Below are 16,985 nucleotides of genomic sequence, written 5' to 3' on the forward strand. Positions count from 1 at the left end.
ACCGTGGTGAATCCACCACGCCTGTCGATCTCCTGGATGGTCGCAGTGAAGAATTCGAACACGAAGCTCGCCGACTGGATCGGGCGTTCGGGGTGGTCGAAGGGCGAACTCGCCCGTCAGGTACGGTCCCGCGCGGCAGAGTGGGGGCACACTCACGTCTCCTCCGACACGTCCAGCGTCCGGCGCTGGGTGACCCTCGGGGAGGTGCCCCGGCACCCCGTGCCGGCCATCCTCGCCGACCTTTTCTCGGCGCGCTTCGGGTACCGGGTCACGACCTACGACCTCGGGTTGGGCGAGTCTCCGGACATTGACCGGGCGCTCGTCTACAGCTCATCGTGGGCTGTGACGGTCGAAGCTGTCACCGAGCCAGGGAGAGCGGACGTGGACAGGCGGAGTTTCCTCGCGGGGGCACCCTTCGCGGCGGTCGCAGCAGTAGGGCCGTCTCGTGACTGGCTCCTCAACACCCTTGATCAGCAGCCCGAACCGGGGCGGCAAGTCCGGCTCGAAGACGTGACGGCCGTGAAGAACATGTTCGGCGCGTTCCAGGAAATGGACATCTTCCAGGGAGGCGGGAGCGGTCGGCTTGCGCTCACCGCCTACATGAACCAGCACGTCTACCCGCTGCTGCGGCACGCTCACACCGAGGAAGTGCGGCACGCGCTGTGCTCGGCTGCTGCCGAACAGACCTACCTTCTCGGCTGGATGGCCTTCGACTCCGGCGAACACGGCACAGCACAGCGATACTTGATCCAGGCACTCCGCCTGACCGAGGAGTCCAAGGATCCGGCACTCGGTGCTCACGTGCTCGCAGGCATGGCGGACCAAGCGACGCTGCTCGGGCATCCCGACGAGGGGAAGCGCCTCGCCCAGGCCGGCCGTCAGGGGCTCATCCGTACCAGCTCCCCCGCTTGCCTCGCCGACCTCTGGACGCTCGAAGCCAGGGCGCACGCCGTCCTCGGCGACAAGAAGGCCACCGTGCAGGCCATCAACCAGGCGGAACAGAGCTTCGCCAAAGTCGACACGACCAACGAGCCCGAGTGGGCCAAGTTCATCGACCCCGCGTACCTCGGCGGCGAGTGGGCCAACGCCTTCCGGGACATCGACCGGCCGGACCACGCCGAGGAGCACGCCCGTTCCTCCATCGCGCACGCCCGCAAGCAGAACCGGGCCCGTCGCGGCGCCATGTCCCAAGCCGCCCTCGCCGTCACCCACTTGCAACGCCGGGACCTCGAAGCCGCCCACGCCGCCGGAGTCCGCACGCTCGACCTCGCCCGCCGGGTGAAGTCGTCCCGCAGCGTGGAAGCCGTCCAGGATCTGCAGCGGCGCATGATCCCCTTCGGCAAGCACCCCCTTGTGGCCGACTTCAACGAGCGGGCCCGGGTCCTTCAGGCGGCCTGAAGCATCGTAAGGACGCGTCCGGTGGGTCACTACGAGGAAACAGATCGATTGATTCGGCGCCACATCGACAAATTGGCACAGGGGAGAAATGGCCGGCCACATATCTGACGCGTCCACACTCACGGTGCAGTGGGTGAGGTCGACCGCATCGGGCAACCAGAGCAACTGTGTTGAGGTGGCTCCCGGATTTGGACTTGTGTATGTACGCGACAGCAAGAACCCGACCGGCCCGGCTCTGACCGTCGCCCCCGCCGAGTTCGCGGCATTCATCGACATCGTCCGCGCAGGCAAGTCCCCCTGCTGAGCATGCTGTAGGTTCCCCGATAGCGGGGCCACTTCCCAGCCTTGAGGGCCACTCGGAGGCGGGCTCCGATGATTCAGGGTGCTGTGCTGCGTCAGCTGCGGGGGAGGGAGGTCATCGAGGTTCCGTTGGACGCGCCACCTGCAGCCGCTTCGCGTGGCGGGCAGGCCTCAGCTCTTGACGGCCTCTGCGATCTGCTGGGCCGCCTGGGCGGGCGTGAGGTGCGTGGTGTCGACGACCTCAGCCTCGGCATGTAGCCACGTGCGGGCCGCCTCGGCGTAGGGCTCAAGGTATTTGAGACGGAACGGGGAGGGGCCTAGAACAGTGTCCCGCTCGATGCGCCCGCGGAGGGTTTCCTGGTCAGCATGGAGGACGAAGTGCCGGACCGGGATGGCATGTTGGGCGAGGCCCGTGCTGATCTCGCACCAGTACTGCTCGACCAGGACAGTCATGGGCATCACCAGAGTGCCGCCGGTGTAGTCGAGTACGCGCCGGGCGGTCTCGACCACGAGCGGACGCCACGGCGACCAGTCCTGGAAGTTGCCCGTCCAGGGCAGCCCCGGCTTGATGTCCATGAGTGTCTCACCGACCTTCTCGGCGTCGAACACCCGTGAATCCGGGATCAACTGCTGCACGAGTGCACTTGCCGTCGTCTTGCCCGCGCCGTGAGTGCCGTTGAGCCATACGATCATGGAACCGACGCTAACGCTGTGCGGGCCGCGGGAACAGGTACAGCAGGAATCCGGTACGGCTTCGGTGCTTCTCAGGGTGGCACCAACCGCCGAGATCAGCTGTCATTCATCTCGAGAAGTCGAATCAGCGACACTTATGACCGGTGACGGACACTCCAGATTGGCCTCACGATCCGGAAGATCTTGTCTCCCGACCTACCTGTCGATAGACGAACCCCAGCTCACTGGGGGCCAATTGGCCCCACCTTTGGAGAACCTACACATGCCGACACGATGAGGCCCACCCCCGCCGATCCCGATGCCTGGAACGCGTACCTCGCCGAAGGCAATGTCACGCAAGCCCGGAAGCGCGTCGCCGCCGATGTCCTGCTGCGTGACGTGACAGGGCGGTTTCTGCTGGTCAAGCCCACGTACAAGCCCGGATGGGACCTCCCCGGCGGGATGGCCGAGGCCAATGAGGCGCCGGATCGGGCGGCGGTCCGGGAGCTGGCGGAGGAGCTGGGGCTGGCCGTCGTGCTGCGGGCCTTGCTGGTGGTGGACTGGGTGGCGCCGCACGGCCCCTGGGACGATCAGCTGGCTTTCGTCTTCGACGGCGGAACGGTCGACAGCGGGACGGCTCACGCCCTGCGCCCCCACGACGAGGAGCTGTCCGAGCTCCGATTCGTCCCCTTCGGGGAAGCGCGGAAGCTGCTCCGGCCGCGCCTCGCGCGCCGTTTCGGGGAAGCGGTCGCCGCGCTCGCGGAAGGCCGGCCGAGGTATCTGCGCAGCGGAGATCGCTGAGCGCAGGGCCCGTACGGGCAGAGGGCAAAGAGAAGGGCCCCGGCGCAGGGGGGGTGGCGCCGGGGCCCGGTCTATGAGGTTATGCCCTTTTACGCCGCCGCGTCGAAACCCGTGTCGTGAGCCATCTTCTTCAGCTCCAGCAGAGCGTGCTTCTCGATCTGCCGGATGCGCTCACGCGTGAGGCCGTGCTGCTTGCCGACCTCGGTCAGGGTGCGCTCGCGGCCGTCCTCGATGCCGTAGCGCGCCTTGATGATCGAGGCGGTGCGCTGGTCGAGGCGGCCGATGAGGTCCTCCAGCTCCTCGCTGCGGAGCAGGGCGATCACGGACTGCTCGGGCGAGACGGCGGAGGTGTCCTCCAGGAGGTCTCCGAACTGGGTCTCGCCCTCGTCGTCCACGGACATGTTCAGGCTGACCGGGTCGCGGGCCCAGTCGAGGACGTCGCTGACGCGGGCCGGCGTGGTGTCCAGCTCGGCGGCGATCTCGGTGGGATCGGGGTCGCGGCCGTTCTCCCGGTTGAACTCGCGCTGGACGCGGCGGATCCGGCCGAGCTCCTCCACGAGGTGGACGGGCAGCCGGATCGTGCGCGACTGGTCGGCGATGGACCGGGTGATCGCCTGGCGGATCCACCACGTGGCATACGTGGAGAACTTGAAGCCCTTGGCGTAGTCGAACTTCTCGACCGCGCGCACCAAGCCGGCGTTGCCCTCCTGGATGAGGTCGAGCAGGGGGAGACCGCTGCGCGGGTAACGGCGGGCGACGGCGACGACGAGGCGGAGGTTGGACTTGATGAAGACGTCCTTGGCGCGGGCGCCCTCGGCGGCTATCGCCTCCAGCTCCGCACGGTCGGCGCCCGCCGCTCCGGCCCCCTCGGCGTCGACGGCGCCGTCGAGGAGCTGCTGGGCGTAGACCCCGGCCTCGATGGTCTGGGACAGCTCGACCTCCTTGGCGGCGTCGAGCAGGGGCGTACGCGCGATCTCTTCGAGATACATGCCGACCAGGTCGCGGTCGGCGATTTCCCCGCCAGCGGCGCGAACGCTGCGTGCCCCTTCAGCGCCCTTTGCGGCGGTCTGACGACGGGCGACGGCACGGGTTGCCATGCGTGCTCCCTTGCGATGAGTCGGTCGCGGGACGGATGGGACTCCCCTTGAGGGCGGACCCTGCCACGGGGTGTCCCGTCCGAAGGAAAGAACGACTGGAATCCGGACAGAATTCCCATGGAACGTCTTATTTTTTGTGATCATGCAGTACCCTGTCCGGCCACAGCGCGGGAGAACGCTCCGAAGACCCAGGGAAGCGCAGGTCAGGGCGGTACGGAGGGTGACACCGGGACGGCCGGGAAGCGTGGTCCGCGACCGTCGGCCCTGACGCCCCCGGCACCCGCTCACCCTTCAAGACGACCCGGAAGCGCCCACGGTTGCCCGCCCTCGCGTCCGGGACGCCCGGAAGGCCGGATTCCAGGGCACGGACAGGGCACGAGCAGGGCACGGGAGGGGCGCGGGCGGGGGTGCGGCCGGGGCGTGGCGTGATCGAGTTGCCGCCGCCCGTACGCGGGTGTGCCCTGGTGGGACAAGCGAGCGGTGCGCGCCACCGCCGGCCGCGGAGCCGACACGGGGGTGACGCACAGGCGAGAGGAGCCCGCGATGCCGACGCACTCGATCATGCCCGGCCACCACCGGGGCCACGAAGGCCCCGGCCCGGTCGCCCGCGGCACCCACCTCCCGGCCGAGGGCCACGCGTCACGCCTGTCCTGGGCCGTCCCGGCCACCGGCGGTTTCGTGCTCGGCCTGTACGCGGTCTTCCTGTCGAGCCAGAACGGCTACTCGACGCTCGGTTCCTGGCTGATGGGGATCGTCGTCGCGCTGGTCTCCGCGGGCGCCGGATACGTCCTGATCCGCGAGCGGAAGAAGATGGTCACCGAGGTCCGCGCGATCGCGTACGGGAGCCTCTTCGGCGTCAGCATGGGCTTCCTCTACAGCCTCAGCGGGGACTCGGTGCTGCGCTCCATCGAGATCGGGCTGCTGCTGGGCCTGGGGATGGGCCTCGCCTCGTACTACGTCTTCTACTGGCACGAGCACTGAGGCACGAGCGCCGAGGCACGCGCACCGACCGGTGGTCATGCTCAGCCGAACTGCACCGACCTCTTCGCCAGCCCCATCCAGAAGCCGTCGATCACGGTGCGCTGACGGCCGAGGTCGCCCCCGGCCGCGCCCAGGGTGACGAAGAGCGGCGCGAAGTGCTCCGTGCGCGGGTGGGCCAGCCGGCCCGCCGGGGACTTGTTCTCGAAGTCCAGCAGCGCGTCGACGTCCTGCCCGTCGAGCACCTCGTGCCCCCACGCGTCGAACTCCTCCGACCAGGCGGGCGGCCCCGATCCCGCGTGCCGCAGCGCGGCCAGGTTGTGGGTGAAGAAGCCGCTGCCGACGATCAGCACCCCTTCGTCGCGCAGCGGCGCGAGCTTGCGTCCGATCTCCATCAGCCGCCGCGGGTCGAGCGTGGGCAGCGAGATCTGGAGCACGGGGATGTCCGCCTCGGGGAACATCTCGACCAGCGGGACGTACGCGCCGTGGTCCAGCCCGCGGTCCGGCATGTCCTGTACGGGAGTCCCGGCGCCCCGCAGCGTCCTGCGCACCCGGTCGGCGAGCTCCGGCGCGCCCGGAGCGGCGTAGCGCACGGCGTAGTAGTGCTCGGGGAAGCCCCAGAAGTCGTAGACGAGCGGCACCGTCGTGGTGGCACCGAGGGCGAGCGGCGCCTCTTCCCAGTGGGCCGAGACCATGAGGATCGCGGTCGGCCGCGGCAGCCCGGCGGACCAGGCGGCGAGCTGGCCGGGCCAGAGTTCGTCATCGGCGAGGGGCGGTGCGCCATGGGAGAGGTAGAGCGCTGGCATGCGCTCGCCGGTTGCCTGCATGGTGCCCTCCTGAAGAAATTGCTTGAACTCTCAAGCGATGCTCCAGTTTAGTTCTGTCTTATTTAAACTTCAAGAAGTGGGACTCCGAGGAAACCGGCGGGTGAAACAGTGGATGTCATGACCGATCGACCTGTAGAGGACACACAGGGCGGCACGGCCCGGAGCCTGGACGACGGGCCGCCGCGCTGGCTCAGCGACGAGGAGCAGGCCACCTGGCGGGCGTACATGCACGCCGCCACGCTCCTGGAGGACCATCTCGACCGGCAGCTCCAGCGCGACGCGGGGATGCCGCACGTCTACTACGGGCTGCTGGTCCAGCTCTCCGAGGCGCCGCGCCGCCGGATGCGGATGACCGAGCTCGCCCAGAGCGCCAAGATCACGCGCTCGCGCCTCTCGCACGCCGTCGCCCGCCTGGAGAAGAACGGCTGGGTCCGCCGGGAGGAGTGCCCCTCCGACAAGCGCGGCCAGCTGGCCGTCCTCACGGACGACGGCTTCGCCATGCTGAAGAAGTCCGCGCCGGGCCATGCGGCCGCGGTCCGCGGCGCCATCTTCGACCGGCTCACGCCCGAGCAGGTCGTCCAGCTCGGCGACATCTGCCGCACCATCGCGACCGGCCTCCAGCCGGCCACGGGCGCGGACCTGCCCTGGCTGCGCTGAGCCGCGGCAGCACGTACGGCGAAGGCCCCTGGGAACCGGGCGGTTCCCAGGGGCCTTCGCGTGTTGCGACTCGCGTCAGTGCGCCATCACGGGGACGAAGTCCTCGGCGGTCTCGCCGTCACCGGACTGCGCGGCGGGGCCGCCCTGGTGGCCCGTGTTGATCGCGACGAACGCGATCGCCGCGGACACGGCGAGGATGCCGACCGCCCACCAGATGGCCACGGAGTAGCCGTGCACGCTCGACTGGAGGACGAGCAGCTTCTGCCCCGCGGCGCCCCGGGCGGCCTCGGACAGGTGGGACTTGGCGTACGCGGTGCTGGCGCTCGCGGCAATGGTGTTGAGCAGCGCGGTGCCGATGGCGCCGCCGACCTGCTGCGAGGTGTTCACCATCGCGGAGGCGACACCGGCGTCGCGCGGCTGGATGCCGTGCGTGGCCAGGCTCATGGCGGGCATGAAGGCCGTGCCCATGCCGAGGCCCATCAGCAGCAGGCCGGGCAGGATGCCCGTGGCGTACGAGGTGCCCAGGTCGATCCGGGTGAGCCAGAGCAGGCCCAGGGCGGCGAGCAGGAAGCCCGGGCCCATCAGCCAGCGCGGTGCGACCCGGGTCATCAGGCGCGCGCCGATCTGCGTCGAACCAATGATCATCATGAAGATCATCGGGAGGAAGGCGAGGCCGGTGCTGACCGGGCTGTAGCCGCGGGCGACCTGGAGGTAGTAGGTCAGGAAGAGGAACAGGCCGAACATCGCGATGGCCGCGAGGCCGAGCGAGGCGTAGACGCCACCGCGGTTGCGGTCGGCGAGCACGCGCAGCGGCAGCAGCGGCGACTTCACCTTGGACTCGACCACCAGGAAGGAGGCCAGCAGCACGGCGGCGGCGACGAACAGGCCGACGGTGGCACCGGCGGTCCAGCCGTCGGACTCGGCGCGGGTGAAGCCGTAGACCAGCGAGACCAGGCCGAGGGTGGCCAGGACGACGCCGGGGATGTCCAGCTTCGAGGGGTTGCGGCTGTCGGCGGGCTCGTGGATCACGGCGATCGCACCGGCCGCGGCGACGACGGCGAAGGGGATGTTCACGAAGAACGTCCAGCGCCAGTTGAGGTACTCGGTGAAGACACCGCCGAGGATGAGGCCCACGCCACCACCCGCACCGGCGATCGCACCGAAGACACCGAACGCCTTGGCGCGCTCCTTCGCCTCGGTGAACGTCACGGCGAGCAGCGACAGCGCGGCCGGCGCGAGCAGCGCGCCGAAGACGCCCTGCAGGGCGCGGGCGCCCAGCAGCATGCCGGTATTCATCGCGGCGCCGCCGAACGCGGAGGCGACCGCGAAGCCGATCAGGCCGATGACGAAGGTGCGCTTGCGGCCCCACAGGTCGGCGATCCGGCCGCCGAAGAGCAGCAGGCCGCCGAAGGCGAGCGCGTAGGCCGTGATGACCCACTGCCGGTTGCCGTCCGAGATGCCGAGGTCGGCCTGGGCGGAGGGCAGCGCGATGTTCACGATGGTCGCGTCGAGGACGACCATCAGCTGGGCCAGGGCGATGAATATCAGCGCTTTCCAGCGCCGGGGGTCGGGGGCGGTTGTCTGTGGCATGAATTGCCTACCTCAGTGTTGCGTGGTGCGGGACGGCTGGTGGCGTGGCGCGAGGACGGCCACGAAGTCTGTGGGGCTCACCCGGAGCAGTGTTCGCGGCGCAGCTCCTCCAACGTGGCCGCGGAGCCGGGGAGTTCGGAGCGGGCGGGGTTCATCAGCCCGTCGAGGAAGAGCTGGACGTGCCGGTGCACGAACTGGTCGAAGGTCGAACAGCCCTTGCCCGGAAGGGGCCTGGTCAGCTGGGCGAGGGCGATCATCAGATCCCCGACGGCGACGTCGTCGCGCAGCTGGCCCGACGCGCGGGCCGCGTCCATCAGCGCCTCGATGGCCCGGTCGAGGCGGTCGCTGGCCGCGACGTGGTCCGGGTGCGTCGGGTCGATGCTCTCGGCGAACAGCGTGCACAGCGCCCCGACCCGCTCGTCCGCGGCGGCGTGGGCGAAGCGCCTCAGCGCTTGGAAAGCATCGGGCTCCTCGGCTCTTGCGGACTCCGCCCGGTCCGCGAGGCGGCCGAGGACGAAGAGGGTGACATGGCGGATCAGCTCGGAGCGGTCCGCGAAGTGCCGATACAGCGTGGCATTCCCGACCCCGGCGCGTCGAGCGATTTCATCGAGCGAGCTCTCGTCGCCGTGCTCGACGAGCGCCTCGCGCGCGGCGGCGATGATCCGCTCCCGGTTGCGCAGGGCGTCCGCACGGAGGCGGGGCTGGGGGGTGGCCACGGGTGGCACTCCTTTCTGTGACCGCTGTCACGTTTCCACGAGCTTGCCGTGTGTTCCGACCCGTAAGCGGGGAGCGATTCCCCGTTTCGATCGAACGAAGGCTTAAACGGGGAATCCATCCCCGGTTGTTTCCGTTCCTCGCGTGACCCCGGTCACATTCGCGGTGCCCCCATCTGCCGCAGCCCGAGGAGCGCGCGGGCGCGCGGCGGCACAGGGTGATCACAGAGCGGCCGGACGGCGGGCCGCGCGCCCCGGAGGTGCACCGGCATGAGATCCCTGGCCATCGTGGTCATGGTGCTGACCACGCTCGCCCTCACCGTGCCGCTGCCCGCCCGGGAGGGCTCGGCCGGCGCCGTCGTCACCGCGGGGCCCGCCTCCCGCTCCGCCGCGGCGGGCGGCGGCGACCGCCCGTCCGGCCCCTGCGCGCTCCCCGGCGTCACCGACAACGTCTCCGAGTCCGCGCACACCCCGGCCGGCTTCGCCCGCTCCTACGGCACGGTGCGGGCCGTCACCCTCTTCGTCGACTTCCCCGACGCGACCGCCGGGACCAGCCCGTGGGAGCGCTACGCCGAGTTCTTCCCGGCGGTCGCGGACTTCTACCGGGCCAGCTCGTACGGCCGGCTGGACTACCGCTCGACGCCGGTGCCGCGCTGGATCCGGATGTCGCGCCCGTACGCCACGTACGGCATCACGCGCGGCGCACCCTTCGACAGCGGGAGCGAGAACGGCTATCACGCGATCGCGAAGGAGATCCTCGCCGCCGTCGGCCGGACGGTCGACTTCCGGCAGTTCGACCTCATCAATGTGCTGATCGCCCCCGGCGCCGGGCCGCCCGCCACCCAGGACGTCCGCTCGGTGACCTTCGCGGGCGCCCCCACCGGGCTCACCACCGACGACGGGACCCCGTTCAAAAACGTCTCGTTCATCTGGAGCCGGCAGACCGGCGACAGCCCGTTCCGCGTGCTCAACCACGAGAACAGCCACAGCTTCGGCCTGCCCGACCTCTACTACACGAGCGCCGAGGAGGGCGGCCGGGTGAAGACGCCCGTCGGCCACTGGGACCCGATGGACGAGGACTGGGGGCCGTCCAACGACTTCCTCGCCTGGCACAAGTGGAAGCTGGGCTGGCTGGCCCCGGACCAGGTGCACTGCCTGACGGGCCCCGGCCGGCGCGTCCTGACCCTGACCCCCACCTCGGTGCCCGGCGGCCCCAAGCTGGCCGTCGTCCCGCTCTCCCGCACCCGCGCGATCACCCTGGAGGTCCGCGCGCCCGGCCCCCTGGACCACACGGTCTGCCGCTCCGGCGTGCTCGTCTCGACGGTCGCCACGGACATCGCCTCGGGCGCAGGGCCCGTACGCACCTCCGACGCCACCCCGGGCAGCATCGGCTGCTACGCCGGCGACCTGAACGTCAACGCCCCGCTGAGCGACGCCCCTTACGTCGCCGGGCAGCGCTGCTCGGCGGCGGGGGTGGAGATCGAGGTGCTGAGCGGGCGCGGGTCGGGGACGTGGCGGGTGGCCGTGACGGTGGGCGGGCGCTGACCGGCCCTCAGGCGTCCCGCCAGTGCCTGCGCCCCAGGCTGATGAGCCTCAACTGCCGCCGCGCGGTGTCCGCGATGCGCCGCTCCTCCTCCGGGGGTGCCTCCAGGAAGGCGGACGCGGTCATCACCAGGTGGTCGACGTACAGCCCGGCGAGCATCCGCACGTCCTCGGCGCTCCACCCGTCGGAGACCTCCTGCGTGGCGAGCGCCTCCGCGACCTCGTCCCCGAACCGGGCGAGCTCCGCCGCGATGGCCTCGCGCACGGCCCGTACGCCGCCGTGCCGTTCGCGCGCGACGAACCGCACGTGCGCCGGGTGCAGCCGTACGTGCGCGGCCACCACCTCGACGCTGCGGTCGATGACCTCCTCGGCGTCCGCCTGCTCGCCCAGGACCGCGCGGATCATCACGTGCAGACTGCCGAGCGACTCCTCGACCAGGGCCACGCCGAGGTCGGCGATGTCCCGGAAGTGCCGGTAGAAGGCGGCGGGTGCCACCCCCACGACCCGGGTGACCTCGCGCAGCCCGAGGCTGCTCAGGCTCTGCTCCTCCAGCAGGCCGAGACCCGCCTCCAGGAGGGCCTGCCGGGTCTTCTGCTTCTGGGCCTGGCGGACGCCGAGGGTGTTGCTGCTCATGGAGTTCAGTTAACAACTGTTTGCCGGATGGCGCCAGGCGCGGTACGCTCCCTTCAGTGAACAGTTGTCATCCCAACTGTTCACCCAACGCTTGAGGAAGGACCGGAAATGATCTTCCTGATAGCGGCCGTCCTCCTCCTGGGAGTCCTGGTGGGCGCCGCGGCACACACCCCGCTCCCCCTGCTGCTCCCGGCGGCGGGCGCCATCGCCGCCTGGCTGCTGGTCTTCGCGGTCCGCGAACGGACGAGGGAGCGCTGACGATGACGACGACCCTGACCACCCGGCACCGCCCGACTGCACCGGCCGCGCCGGCCTCGCACAACTCCCCCGCCCCGCGCCCTCCCCGCAGCCGGCCGGACACCATGGCCGTCTGGTCCTTCGTCCTGGGCCTGCTGGGGCTGCTCATCTTCAACCTGGTCCTGGGCCCGATCGCCCTGACCCTCGCGACCCTGGCCCTGACCCGCGGCACGACCCGCAAGGGCCGCGCGACGCTCGGCCTCGCGCTGGGGGCGGCGGACCTGATCGTCATCGCGACGCTGATGGCGACGGACCACACGATCTCCTGGGCCGCGACCACCTGACCCCGGCCCCGATCTCCGAGTGGCCCCAATGCGCCTCCGGCGCAAAGGCATTCCACGCAATGCCCCCATGAATTACAGGCATCCGGGTGGCCATGTCCGCTTACGGACAAGGCCAGTTCACGGAATCGGCTCCGGCGAAGCGGGGGCGTGGCGGCGGCCCGGGGCTCCGGTTTCAGAGCAGGTCGGATATCCAGCCGCGGGAAATCGCCAGGGCCCCTGCCTGAAATCGGCTGCGCGCTCCCAAACGCGCCATGACATCCGCGGTGATCCTTCTGCTGGTGCGCACGGAAACACCGAGCTTCCGGGCCACGACCTCGTCCGTATGCCCCTGCGCGAGAAGCTCGAGAACGGCGCGCTCCTGGCCGCTGAGACCGTCCTCGTCGCGCCGCTGGTCCGCGTGGAGCGGGGTGGCGTGCGTCCAGGTCTGGTCGAAGAGCGCCTGCAGCGCCGCCACCGTTCCGGTGCAGTGCAGCAGGACCGCCGTGGGCTCGGACGCCTCCGGGTCCACGGGCACGAGCGCGGCACGGCGGTCGTAGATGGCCAGGGGGGTGGGGAGGTGGGGCACGGTGCGCACCTGGCCGCCCCGACCCGCCAGTCCACGGACGCGGGCGAGCGCGGACGTGCTGTTGCGGATGCTCTCCAGACAGATGTGGAACACGCTCACGCCCCGGTCGAGGGCGTCGATGTGCAGCGGGGTCAGGGCCTTCAGATACCGCGTGGCCGGGGTGGAGCCGGGCGAGAACACCGCGATCTCCGTCTCGCAGGCGTGCGTCAGCTCCTCGATACAGCTGTGGATGGCGTCCACACCCTCCAGGCGGCGGGCGTCCTCGTGGCTGGCGGGGCTGCGGGATTCCCCGTACTCGGTGACCAGCCGGGCGACGGCCAGCCTGCTCGCCACGAACCGCTGCTGCTGCCTGAGCAGTTCGGCCTCCTGCTGGCTCAGCAGCCGGCCGAGCGCCACCTCGGGGCTGACCAGCCGCCGCCCCGGACCGTCCTCGGAAGGCCGGATCAGGGAAAGCCGGCCCAGCCCGTCGAGCGCGCCGGTGACGCGCTCCGTGGACCAGCCGAGCTCGGTCGCCAACTCCTTGGCGCTCGCGTGCGGATTCTTGACCATCGCCTGATAGACCGTCTCACTGTCCGGACTCAATCCGAGCTGAGCAAGCACCGTTCATCTCTCCGCGAGGATCTTTTGCAGCGGCGGTGAGAACCGCCTCGTGCACTGTTCGATGTAGAGGTCAATGAACTTTCTATCATTGCGAATGGTTGACCGATCTTGATCGAGAGCGCGAATCCCCTCCGGTAAATTCCCCGCGGATCCGTCCGGTATCGGGGACGCGGTCAGCTGGCAGCCATCTGCCAGGGCAGCGTGCTGACACCGGAGAGCGCTGACAGAGCTCAACCGGTCGGCAAGACTTGCCCTGTCGGACCTTCCGGAGCCCTGCTCCGGGCGGAGGCCGCGGCCGGGGGGAAAACCGGGGACCGCGGATCCGCGCGTGCCGCGCCGTTCGCGCGGCACGCCGTCCGCACAGGGGGAGAAGCACCCGGGAGACCGGGCGGCTTCTGGCATGTCCGGGGGGACAACGTGAGATTCCAGGTTCTGGGGCCGGTCGAGGCATGGCGCGATCAGACGCAGGTCGCCCTCGGCGGCCCCAAGCTGCGTACCGCCTTCGCCGCGCTGCTCCTCGCGCGGGGCCGCGTGGTCACCGACTCCCGGCTCACGGCGCTGTTATGGGAGGAGCCCCCCGCCACCTGCGCCGCCCAGATCCACACGTACATGTCCCGGCTGCGGCACCTGATCGGTCCGTACGCCGAGGTCGTCCGGCAGCGCCCCGGCTATCTGCTCCGGCTGCCGTCCGCCGGGGCGGCCGCCGGCGGACCCGGCGAGGAGCCGGCACCCCGGGTGTCCGTGGACCTGCTGGAGTTCGAACGCCTGACGGCGCACGGGCGGCGGGCGGCCGCCGACGGCGACCTCGACGCGGCCGCGAATTCTCTGCACGCCGCGCTCGCGACCTGGTCCGGCCCCGTACTGGGCGGGGTCACGGCCTCGTTGGCGGAAGGAGAGCGTCCGCATCTTGAGGAGACCCGGCTCACCGTGCTCGAGGAGCGCGTGGACGCCGACCTCGCCCTCGGCCGCCATGCCGCCCTGGTCACCGAGCTCATGGCGCTGAACTCCACCTATCCCCTGCGGGAGCGGCTGCGCGGCCAGTTGATGACCGCCCTCTACCGCTGCGACCGGCAGGCCGACGCGCTCTCCGTCTATCAGGACGGCCGGCGCGTGCTGGCCGAGGAACTGGGCATCGACCCCGGCCCGACGCTGCGCAACCTCCACCAGTCGATCCTGCGGGGCGACCTGCCGCCCGTGGCCCCGCCGAGGTCCGCCACGTCGACGCTGACCCTCGTGCCGCCCGCCGCGGCCCCGGCCCCGGTGGCCGCCCCGCTCCCGGCCGCCCCCGCCGACTTCACCGGGCGGGGGGAACACGTCCTGCGGCTGCGCAACCTCCTGGCCGCGGCGGGCCGCCGCGGCGATCAGCCCGCCGTGGGCGCCGTCGTCGGCATGGCAGGCGTCGGGAAGACCGCGCTGGCCCTGCACGTCGCCCGCCTCCTCGCGGAGGAGTACCCCGACGGGCAGATCCACGTGGACATGCGGGGCAGCTCCGCGCGCCCCCGCACGCCCCACGAGGCCATGACCGAGGTGCTCCGCCTCCTCTGCGGGGACTCCGGCGGCGGACTGCCCGCCGGCGGCGACGGGTTCGACGCGCTCTACCGCGGCGTCCTGCTCGACCGGCGCGCCCTGATCGTCCTCGACGACGTCGCCGACGAACGGCAGGTGCGCCCGCTGCTGCCCGGCATGGCCGGCTGCGGCGCGCTGCTGACCAGCCGGTCCCGGCTCTCCGCCCTGGCCGGGGTGCGCCCCCTGGTGCTCGCGCCCTTCGCCCCGGGCGAGGCGTACGACCTGCTGCGCGGCATCGCCGGTGCGGAGCGGCTGGCGGCCGAGCCGCAGGCCGCCGACGCCATCGTCGAGGCGTGCGGTCACCTGCCGCTCGCCGTGCGCATCGCCGGTTCGCGCCTCGTCGCCCGGCCGCACTGGCCGCTCGCGCGGCTCGCCGAGCGCCTGGCCGAACCGCACCGGCGCATGGACGAACTCCAGGTCGCCGACCTCGCGTTGCGCGACGCGCTGGCCTCCGGCTACGACCGGCTGCGCCCCTCGGCCCAGCGGGCGCTGCGCCTGCTGTCCCTGCTGGACTCGCCGCACTTCTGCGTCTGGACGGCCGCGCTGCTGCTCGACCTGCCGCTGGGCACCGCCCACGACCTGGTCGAACTCCTGGTGGACGCCCACATGGTGGAGCCCGTGGAGGAGGGCGGCCGCGGCCGCCCCATGTACCGGCTGTCCGGCCTCGTCCGCTCGTATCTGGCCGAGCGGGCGGGGACGGACGGCTCGGCCCGCGAGCGGAGAGCCGCGCTGGAGCGGGTCAACGGACACGCGCACGACCGCCCTGTGTGGGAAGCGAGCGCCTAGCCGACGAGGCGCGCCCCGGACGCGCCCGGCATGCCGGGCGCCCCTCCGGAGGCGATGCGCCTTCGCCGGACCCGCCCGTCCGAGGCGGCTGTCCGGCCGCGAGAGGCACCGGACAGCCGTGCCGCGCGACCACCCGACCGATCGACCACCATGAGAAGGACACCCCCTGATGAGCGGCCCTCTCGGCCCCCTCGTCCTCGTCGAGGACGGACTGCTCCCCGCGGCCGTGGACGGACTCGGCCCCGAGTGCCGGGTACGGACCTGGCACCCGGCCGCACCCGGCGACCGCACCGCGCTCCGGGCCGACCTGGCCGAGGCCGAGGCGCTGATTGCCGGGCCGGGCACGCCCGTCGGCGCCGAACTGATCGACGCAGCGCCCCGGTTGCGGGTCGTCGCCGTGGCGGACGCGGGCGCGGCGGGCGTCGATCTGGCGGCCGCGACCCGGTCCGGGGTCGCCGTGGTCACGTCCCCGGCGCCCGCCGCCACGGTCGCGCACTCCACGGCGGCACTGCTGCTGGCGCGCGCGGGCTCCGGGAACGGCGGCCGCACCACAGGGGTGGACCTCACGGGCAGGGTGCTCGGCGTCGTCGGCCGCGGGGCCGTCGGCCGGCGCGTCGCGGAACTGATGTCGGCGTTCGGCATGAACGTCCTGACATACGAGCCCGGTGCCGGTGCGGAGCAGGCCGGGGCGGCCGCACAGGACCGTGTTGTCGCGATGGAGCTCGGCGAGCTGGTGCGGCGTTCCGACTACGTCACCGTCCACCTGGGACCCACCGCGCACTCCGTCGGTCTGCTCGGCGACGAGGCGCTGAGGCGGCTGCGGGCCGCCGTCGCGCCCGGGGTGGAGTCGCCCGGTTCCACCGGCCTGCTCGACTCCCTCCTCGACTCCCTGGCGGACCCGAGTGCAGAGAGTGTGAGCCTGCGTCACATCCAGCCCGCCGCCGTGGAGTTCGCCGCTCTGGCCGTGCGGTGCGCGCTTCGCGGTGAGCCCGCGCCCGGGGCGGTCAACATTCCCGCCGGCAGCGTGCCGCCCGCGGTCTCCTCCCGGCTTCCTGCCGTGCGGCGGCTCGGGCAGTTCGCCGGCGCCCTGACCGGTGCCGGTGTCCGGAGCCTGGGGACGGAGTTCCACGGCCCGGGCGGCGAGGAGAGCGCCGCCGCGGCCGAACTCGCCGCGCTCGCCGGGCTGCTGACCGCGGCCGGGGGTCCGTACCCCTCCTACGTCGAGGTGGCGGAGCGGGCCCGCCGCCGCGGCATCGCGAGCAGCGCGACCGCCCGGCCCGCCCCGGAACCCGCCGTCCACGTGCGGCTGACCTGTGGCGACGCCGACGGCGGCACGATCCGGCTGGCCGCCGCGCTCCACGGCCCGGGGCGGCCGGCCCGGCTCACGGAGGTGTCGGGCACCCCGGTCGATCTCGCGCTCGGGGACCGCCTGCTGGCCCTGCGCCACCACGACCGGCCCGGCATCCTCGCGGCCGCCGCCGGAGCGCTCGCCGCCGCCGGGCTGGACATCGACTGCGCACAGGCGGTGCCGGTGCGGCCGCGAGGTGACGCCCTGGTGCTGCTGACCGTCAGCGGGCCCGTCGGGCCCGCGCTGCTCGCCGACGTCGTGCGCGCCACCGGCGCCCGCGCGGGGTGGGCGGCCGCCGACGGCACGGAGGTCGCCCCCGGCTGACGGCAC

The 16,985-nt window shown here is 71.7% G+C and carries 17 protein-coding genes; 10 read left to right on the forward strand and 7 right to left on the reverse strand.

Translation table 11 applies throughout. The features are described 5' to 3' along the window. Positions 1 to 36: 36 nt before the first annotated feature. Entirely contained in the window at positions 37 to 1,398 is a 1,362-nt protein-coding gene (locus ABD269_RS07320; RefSeq protein WP_486387798.1) for an NsdA family TPR-like regulatory protein, read from the forward strand. Positions 1,399 to 1,486: 88 nt separating this feature from the next. Continuing rightward, positions 1,487 to 1,702: a DUF397 domain-containing protein gene (locus ABD269_RS07325; RefSeq protein ID WP_344117024.1), complete on the forward strand. Its 216-nt coding sequence runs from the start codon at positions 1,487 to 1,489 to the stop codon at positions 1,700 to 1,702. A gap of 167 nt (positions 1,703 to 1,869) precedes the next feature. Here ABD269_RS07325 and ABD269_RS07330 read toward each other — a convergent pair whose 3' ends face one another. Continuing rightward, positions 1,870 to 2,391: a P-loop nucleotide/nucleoside kinase family protein gene (locus ABD269_RS07330; RefSeq protein ID WP_344117025.1), complete on the reverse strand. Its 522-nt coding sequence runs from the start codon at positions 2,389 to 2,391 to the stop codon at positions 1,870 to 1,872. A gap of 273 nt (positions 2,392 to 2,664) precedes the next feature. Here ABD269_RS07330 and ABD269_RS07335 point away from each other — a divergent pair, with 273 nt between their 5' ends. Continuing rightward, positions 2,665 to 3,171, forward strand: coding sequence for an NUDIX domain-containing protein (locus ABD269_RS07335; RefSeq protein WP_344117026.1), 507 nt, complete (start codon positions 2,665 to 2,667; stop codon positions 3,169 to 3,171). An 89-nt stretch (positions 3,172 to 3,260) separates the two neighbouring features. On the opposite strand, the gene ABD269_RS07340 is transcribed toward ABD269_RS07335, so the two are convergent. Beyond that, entirely contained in the window at positions 3,261 to 4,268 is a 1,008-nt protein-coding gene (locus ABD269_RS07340) for a sigma-70 family RNA polymerase sigma factor (protein WP_301886844.1), read from the reverse strand. A gap of 543 nt (positions 4,269 to 4,811) precedes the next feature. Between ABD269_RS07340 and ABD269_RS07345 the strand changes: the two genes are divergently transcribed. Further along, positions 4,812 to 5,249 (forward strand): hypothetical protein, encoded by a 438-nt coding sequence (locus tag ABD269_RS07345; protein WP_301886843.1) that lies wholly within the window; start codon positions 4,812 to 4,814, stop codon positions 5,247 to 5,249. Positions 5,250 to 5,290: 41 nt separating this feature from the next. Here the strand turns inward: ABD269_RS07345 and ABD269_RS07350 are convergent, their stop codons facing one another. Continuing rightward, positions 5,291 to 6,073 carry a dioxygenase family protein gene (locus ABD269_RS07350; protein ID WP_344117027.1) on the reverse strand — a complete coding sequence of 261 codons (783 nt, stop codon included), beginning with the start codon at positions 6,071 to 6,073 and terminating at the stop codon, positions 5,291 to 5,293. 117 nt (positions 6,074 to 6,190) lie between these two features. Here ABD269_RS07350 and ABD269_RS07355 point away from each other — a divergent pair, with 117 nt between their 5' ends. After that, positions 6,191 to 6,730, forward strand: a complete 540-nt coding sequence (locus ABD269_RS07355; RefSeq protein ID WP_344117028.1) for a MarR family winged helix-turn-helix transcriptional regulator — start codon at positions 6,191 to 6,193, stop codon at positions 6,728 to 6,730. Between the two features lie 75 nt (positions 6,731 to 6,805). Here the strand turns inward: ABD269_RS07355 and ABD269_RS07360 are convergent, their stop codons facing one another. Then, positions 6,806 to 8,320, reverse strand: coding sequence for an MFS transporter (locus tag ABD269_RS07360; protein ID WP_344117029.1), 1,515 nt, complete (start codon positions 8,318 to 8,320; stop codon positions 6,806 to 6,808). Between the two features lie 77 nt (positions 8,321 to 8,397). Then, a complete protein-coding gene (locus ABD269_RS07365; RefSeq protein ID WP_301886839.1) occupies positions 8,398 to 9,036 on the reverse strand; it encodes a TetR/AcrR family transcriptional regulator in 639 nt (212 codons plus the stop codon). A gap of 267 nt (positions 9,037 to 9,303) precedes the next feature. On the opposite strand from ABD269_RS07365, the gene ABD269_RS07370 reads away from it, so the two are divergent. Beyond that, complete coding sequence (locus ABD269_RS07370; protein ID WP_344117030.1) at positions 9,304 to 10,578, forward strand: M6 family metalloprotease domain-containing protein; 1,275 nt, start codon at positions 9,304 to 9,306, stop codon at positions 10,576 to 10,578. A gap of 7 nt (positions 10,579 to 10,585) precedes the next feature. Here the strand turns inward: ABD269_RS07370 and ABD269_RS07375 are convergent, their stop codons facing one another. After that, complete coding sequence (locus tag ABD269_RS07375; protein WP_344117031.1) at positions 10,586 to 11,209, reverse strand: TetR family transcriptional regulator; 624 nt, start codon at positions 11,207 to 11,209, stop codon at positions 10,586 to 10,588. Between the two features lie 108 nt (positions 11,210 to 11,317). Between ABD269_RS07375 and ABD269_RS07380 the strand changes: the two genes are divergently transcribed. Further along, on the forward strand, positions 11,318 to 11,467 hold the full coding sequence (locus tag ABD269_RS07380) for a hypothetical protein (RefSeq protein ID WP_301886836.1): 150 nt from the start codon (positions 11,318 to 11,320) through the stop codon (positions 11,465 to 11,467). Positions 11,468 to 11,469: 2 nt separating this feature from the next. Beyond that, positions 11,470 to 11,790: a hypothetical protein gene (locus ABD269_RS07385; protein ID WP_425572849.1), complete on the forward strand. Its 321-nt coding sequence runs from the start codon at positions 11,470 to 11,472 to the stop codon at positions 11,788 to 11,790. A 172-nt stretch (positions 11,791 to 11,962) separates the two neighbouring features. Here ABD269_RS07385 and ABD269_RS07390 read toward each other — a convergent pair whose 3' ends face one another. After that, positions 11,963 to 12,937, reverse strand: a complete 975-nt coding sequence (locus tag ABD269_RS07390; RefSeq protein WP_344117032.1) for a LuxR C-terminal-related transcriptional regulator — start codon at positions 12,935 to 12,937, stop codon at positions 11,963 to 11,965. Positions 12,938 to 13,372: 435 nt separating this feature from the next. Here ABD269_RS07390 and ABD269_RS07395 point away from each other — a divergent pair, with 435 nt between their 5' ends. Beyond that, positions 13,373 to 15,307 carry an AfsR/SARP family transcriptional regulator gene (locus ABD269_RS07395; RefSeq protein ID WP_344117033.1) on the forward strand — a complete coding sequence of 645 codons (1,935 nt, stop codon included), beginning with the start codon at positions 13,373 to 13,375 and terminating at the stop codon, positions 15,305 to 15,307. A 169-nt stretch (positions 15,308 to 15,476) separates the two neighbouring features. Then, entirely contained in the window at positions 15,477 to 16,979 is a 1,503-nt protein-coding gene (locus ABD269_RS07400) for an NAD(P)-dependent oxidoreductase (RefSeq protein WP_344117034.1), read from the forward strand. The last annotated feature ends 6 nt before the right edge of the window (positions 16,980 to 16,985 follow it).

Origin of the sequence: Streptomyces blastmyceticus (assembly GCF_039521185.1) — a bacterium.
Lineage (GTDB): Bacteria > Actinomycetota > Actinomycetes > Streptomycetales > Streptomycetaceae > Streptomyces > Streptomyces blastmyceticus.

Excerpts from the sequence above, each read along its gene's own strand:
- ABD269_RS07340 (WP_301886844.1), bottom strand. The coding sequence starts at position 4,268 with ATGGCAACCCGTGCCGTCGCCCGTCGTCAGACCGCCGCAAAGGGCGCT.
- ABD269_RS07320 (WP_486387798.1), top strand. The coding sequence starts at position 37 with ATGGTCGCAGTGAAGAATTCGAACACGAAGCTCGCCGACTGGATCGGG.
- ABD269_RS07360 (WP_344117029.1), bottom strand. The coding sequence starts at position 8,320 with ATGCCACAGACAACCGCCCCCGACCCCCGGCGCTGGAAAGCGCTGATA.
- ABD269_RS07350 (WP_344117027.1), bottom strand. The coding sequence starts at position 6,073 with ATGCAGGCAACCGGCGAGCGCATGCCAGCGCTCTACCTCTCCCATGGC.
- ABD269_RS07345 (WP_301886843.1), top strand. The coding sequence starts at position 4,812 with ATGCCGACGCACTCGATCATGCCCGGCCACCACCGGGGCCACGAAGGC.
- ABD269_RS07385 (WP_425572849.1), top strand. The coding sequence starts at position 11,470 with ATGACGACGACCCTGACCACCCGGCACCGCCCGACTGCACCGGCCGCG.
- ABD269_RS07400 (WP_344117034.1), top strand. The coding sequence starts at position 15,477 with ATGAGCGGCCCTCTCGGCCCCCTCGTCCTCGTCGAGGACGGACTGCTC.
- ABD269_RS07375 (WP_344117031.1), bottom strand. The coding sequence starts at position 11,209 with ATGAGCAGCAACACCCTCGGCGTCCGCCAGGCCCAGAAGCAGAAGACC.
- ABD269_RS07335 (WP_344117026.1), top strand. The coding sequence starts at position 2,665 with ATGAGGCCCACCCCCGCCGATCCCGATGCCTGGAACGCGTACCTCGCC.
- ABD269_RS07370 (WP_344117030.1), top strand. The coding sequence starts at position 9,304 with ATGAGATCCCTGGCCATCGTGGTCATGGTGCTGACCACGCTCGCCCTC.
- ABD269_RS07330 (WP_344117025.1), bottom strand. The coding sequence starts at position 2,391 with ATGATCGTATGGCTCAACGGCACTCACGGCGCGGGCAAGACGACGGCA.
- ABD269_RS07355 (WP_344117028.1), top strand. The coding sequence starts at position 6,191 with ATGACCGATCGACCTGTAGAGGACACACAGGGCGGCACGGCCCGGAGC.
- ABD269_RS07380 (WP_301886836.1), top strand. The coding sequence starts at position 11,318 with ATGATCTTCCTGATAGCGGCCGTCCTCCTCCTGGGAGTCCTGGTGGGC.
- ABD269_RS07325 (WP_344117024.1), top strand. The coding sequence starts at position 1,487 with ATGGCCGGCCACATATCTGACGCGTCCACACTCACGGTGCAGTGGGTG.